The following is a 3,815-nucleotide window of genomic DNA, read 5'->3' on the forward strand; positions in this document are numbered from 1 at the left end:
CCCCCATCGCGTGCCCACCCGCCGCCCGCGCCGCCATCATCTTGACCTCACCACGAACCCAGGCTCGGGCGTTCTCGATCGCCGCCCGCGGCCGTGGGTCCTCGGGACGCACCGCCTCGAACAGGTGCAGCACGTGCTCCGCGCAGGACGCCGCCCAGAGCGCGAGCAGATGATGGTCCGAATCGGTGAGGACGCCACCGCGGCGAATCGTGATGAAGCGAGGATCCCGGACCTTCGGAAGAATCATGGCGGTGCGCTCCTCCCGGACGGACAGTCCGCATCTCACCGTAGCGTCCGGGCCGGGTCAGCCGGTCGGTAGCTGCACCACGAACCGGCAGCCGGACGCGATGTTGTGGGCCTGCACGTGGCCCCCGTGCGCCTCCACCAACCCGCGGACGATGGCCAGACCGAAGCCGCCACCGACGTCGCCACCGCGGTGCGGCGTACGGGCCGGCTCTCCGCCCCGGAAGGCCACGTCGAAGAGGCGAGGTAGGTCCGCTTCCGGGATACCGCCGCAGGTGTCGGTCACCGCCAGCCAGACGCCTGTCGGTTCCTGCCCGGCGTCGATCCGGACGGTGCCGTCCTCGGGGGTGTACCGGATGGCGTTGATCAGCAGATTGGCGATCACCCGGGAGAGTTCCCGTTCGCTGGCCGTGACGACGGGCCAGCCGGAGTCGGCGGCGACGAGCCGGATCCGACGTGCCGCGGCCAGCGGCGCCGTCGTCGCCAGGACGTCGGAGATCACGTCCGCCAGCGGCAGCCGGGCCAGCGAGAGCCGCAGTGCGCCGGCGTTGATCTGCGACAGTTCGAACAGGTCGTCGACCAGTTGGGTCATGCGGTCGGTCTGCAGGCGGATCCGGCGGTGGTACTCGGCGACGGTGGCGGGGTCGCTGACCACCGAGTCCTCCAGCGCCTCGGCCATCGCACGAAGGCCGGCCAGCGGGGTCCGCAGGTCGTGGGAGACCCAGGCGACCAGGTCGCGTCGCCCTTTCTCGATCTGGCGTTCCCGATGGCGGGCCTGTTCGGCCCAGACCGCGGCGTGGGCCAGCCGCCGCCCGAACAGCCACCCCATGACGAGGCTGACCACGGCCGCCGCGGCGACGGTGATCAGCACGACCTCAAGGTCGTGCGCGGAGAGGAACATCGCCTCGGCGATCACGACCACACCGGCGACGACCGTGGTGACGGTCATCAGAAGGAGTACGCAGATGTGCACGGTGATGGAGTGCCCGCGCAGGAGCCGGAGCGCTACCGCGCCGGCCGCAGCCACACAGAGCGCGGCGGCGAGGGCCGCTGCGAAGATCAGTACGAGGTCATTCATCGGCGGGCTGGTACCGGTAACCGATGCCCCAGACGGTGACGATTCGTCGCGGCGCGGCCGGATCCTTCTCGATCTTTTCCCGGAGCCGCCGCACGTGCACGGTCACCGTCGACTGGTCGCCGAAGCTCCATCCCCAGACCTGTTCCAGCAACTCGGCCCGGCTGAACGCCCGGCTGGGGTGCCGCATCAGATGCACCAGCAGGTCGAACTCCCGCAGGGTGAGAGTCAGTTCACGGTCGAAGAGACACGCGATCCGGGTGCCTGTGTGCACCTGCAGATCGCTGTCGGTGAGCACCTCCGGCCGGGCCTCGACGGCGGGTGCATCACCGGCACGCCGCAGCACCGATCGGACCCGGAGCACCAGTTCCCGAGGGGAGAAGGGCTTGCTCAGGTAGTCGTCCGCGCCGACCTGTAGCCCGAGTATCCGGTCGGCCTCGTCGCCCCGGGCGGTCAGCATCACGATCGGCACGCTGTCCTTGCGGGCGCGCAGCCGCCGGCACACCTCGAGCCCATCGATCTTCGGCAGCATCAGGTCGAGGACGATCAGGTGCGGTGCCTCGCTCTCGGCGACGCTCAACGCGGCGGCACCGTCCGCAGCGTGGCTGACCTCGTAGCCGGCGTGTGCGAGGTATCGGCACACCACGTCGCTGACGGTCCGGTCGTCGTCGACCACCAACACCCGCTGCGCCACCTGCCACCCCTGTCGGTCCGGTCCGACTCAGCCTAGCCACGACCGCAGCCGCCCCGGCCGGGTGACGTATTGCGGATTCCTTACGGACCCCACCGCCGACCGCTGCTCGCGGCCCGACGTAAGGAATCCGAAATGGATCGCCAGCACCGACCGGAGCCCTTGCGCACATACGCTGCTGCCATGAACAGGCAACGCCTTCGCAAACCCGTCACCTGGATCCTGGCCGCCCTGTTGGGCGGAGGCGCAGCATTTGGTCTCTACTGGCTTCAACCTTGGAAACTGGTCACCGACCAGGTGGTCGCCGAAGAACTGCCGGTGATCAGCGCACCCACACCCGACGCCGCACCGGCAACCGCCGCGTCGCCGTCAGCCAACGTGTCGCCGTCAGCTGACGTGTCCACCGGACCGGGTCCGACGAACGTGCTGCTGGCCAGCGGCGAATTCGTCACCCATGAGCACGAGACCACCGGCACCGCCCGACTGATCCGGCTCGCGAACGGCAGCCACCAGCTGGCGCTACAGGACCTCAGCACGTCCAACGGCCCCGACCTGCGGGTCTGGCTGTCGGACCAGCCGGTGATCGCCGGCAAGGCCGGCTGGCACGTCTTTGACGACGGACAGTGGCTCGAACTCGACCGGCTCAAGGGCAACCGGGGCGATCAGGTCTACACGATTCCCGCAGACGCGAAACTCGATGACTTCCGCAGCGTCTCCATCTGGTGCAAACGGTTCTCGGTGTCCTTCGGCGCGGCCGAATTGCAAAAGGCATCTTGACGGCCAACCAGCCAGGGCGGACACCTCTCGGGGTGTAGGCAGGCGGGATGCCGGGTACCTCGCGCCCGACCCCACACCCCTGCCCAGGAGGACCTCATGACCGTCGTACTCGCCGTTGTCTGCAGCGACGGGGTGGTGATCGGCGCGGACTCCCAGATCACCGATAGCGACCGCGGCCTGAGCTTCCCCGCCCAGAAGCTGCACCCGCTGGGTTCCTGCGCCGCCTGGGGCGGCAGCGGCGCGCGGGGAGTACTCAGCGACCTGCGCCCCCTTCTTCAGGACTCGGCCACCGCCATCCTCGAAGCACCCGACATCGGCGACGAGTTGCAGGAGCGCGTCCTGCCCGTCTTCAAGAAGCACTACGAGAACTACATCCCGGACGTGCCCGGCGAGGACAACGGCGGCGGGGTGTCGGCGTACCTGCTCGCGGCCGGCTACAGCCAAGGCGGGCCGTGGATCGTGGAGATCAACCCCAACGGGCTCATCGGCCGTTACGAGGACGTGGGCTTCCACGCCATCGGCTCCGGCGCGCCCATGGCCCAGCAGGCCGGCGCGCTGCTGTCCCACCTCCAGATGACCACGCGCACCGTCGAGTACGGCGTGGTGGGCGTGGTACGGGTACTGGAGGCGCTGGAGCAGACCTCGCCGTCGGTCGGCGGGCCGTTCAGCGTGGCGTGCATCCGCGAGGAGGGTGCCCACCATCTCGACGAGAAGGAGATCGCCAAGGCGCTCAAGGACGCCCAGCGCTGGTGCGACCTCGAACAGGAAGCGCTCGACCGGCTGTTCGACTGACGCCGGCGGGTGGCCGTACGCCACTGCGGTACACGTTCGAAAAAGGCCGTCTCCGACTGGCGGAAACGGCCTTTCAACTGGGTGGAGCTGAGGGGATTTGAACCCCTGACCCCCTCGATGCGAACGAGGTGCGCTACCGGTCTGCGCCACAGCCCCTCCGCCGGCTAACCGGCGTCGGTCCCACCCGGCTGACACCGGGAGGGCCGGCGACAAGGCTAACAGGTTCCGCGCCCTCCC

The 3,815-nt window shown here is 69.2% G+C and carries 5 protein-coding genes and 1 tRNA gene; 2 read left to right on the forward strand and 4 right to left on the reverse strand.

Translation table 11 applies throughout. The annotated features are described in order from the left end of the window. The 3 genes from C1I93_RS29375 to C1I93_RS29385 form a co-directional block, all read right to left on the reverse strand. On the reverse strand, positions 1-247 hold a 247-nt coding region (locus C1I93_RS29375; protein ID WP_369007960.1), incomplete at its 3' end, for a putative immunity protein. Between the two features lie 57 nt (positions 248-304). Continuing rightward, positions 305-1,321 (reverse strand): sensor histidine kinase, encoded by a 1,017-nt coding sequence (locus C1I93_RS29380; protein ID WP_111246510.1) that lies wholly within the window; start codon positions 1,319-1,321, stop codon positions 305-307. Then, the gene (locus C1I93_RS29385; protein WP_111246511.1) at positions 1,314-2,012 is read right to left on the reverse strand and encodes a response regulator transcription factor; all 699 of its coding nucleotides are present in this window, start codon (positions 2,010-2,012) and stop codon (positions 1,314-1,316) included. The genes C1I93_RS29380 and C1I93_RS29385 overlap by 8 nt, the downstream gene beginning before the upstream one ends. Before the next feature lie 180 nt (positions 2,013-2,192). Here C1I93_RS29385 and C1I93_RS29390 point away from each other — a divergent pair, with 180 nt between their 5' ends. Next, a complete protein-coding gene (locus C1I93_RS29390) occupies positions 2,193-2,786 on the forward strand; it encodes a DM13 domain-containing protein (RefSeq protein ID WP_111246512.1) in 594 nt (197 codons plus the stop codon). 96 nt (positions 2,787-2,882) lie between these two features. Then, positions 2,883-3,578, forward strand: a complete 696-nt coding sequence (locus tag C1I93_RS29395; protein ID WP_111246513.1) for an Ntn hydrolase family protein — start codon at positions 2,883-2,885, stop codon at positions 3,576-3,578. An 82-nt stretch (positions 3,579-3,660) separates the two neighbouring features. On the opposite strand, the gene C1I93_RS29400 is transcribed toward C1I93_RS29395, so the two are convergent. Then, positions 3,661-3,734 (reverse strand) — tRNA-Ala (locus tag C1I93_RS29400). Positions 3,735-3,815 lie beyond the last annotated feature (81 nt).

The organism is Micromonospora endophytica, from assembly GCF_003236305.1.
GTDB classification, from domain to species: Bacteria; Actinomycetota; Actinomycetes; order Mycobacteriales; family Micromonosporaceae; genus Micromonospora; species Micromonospora endophytica.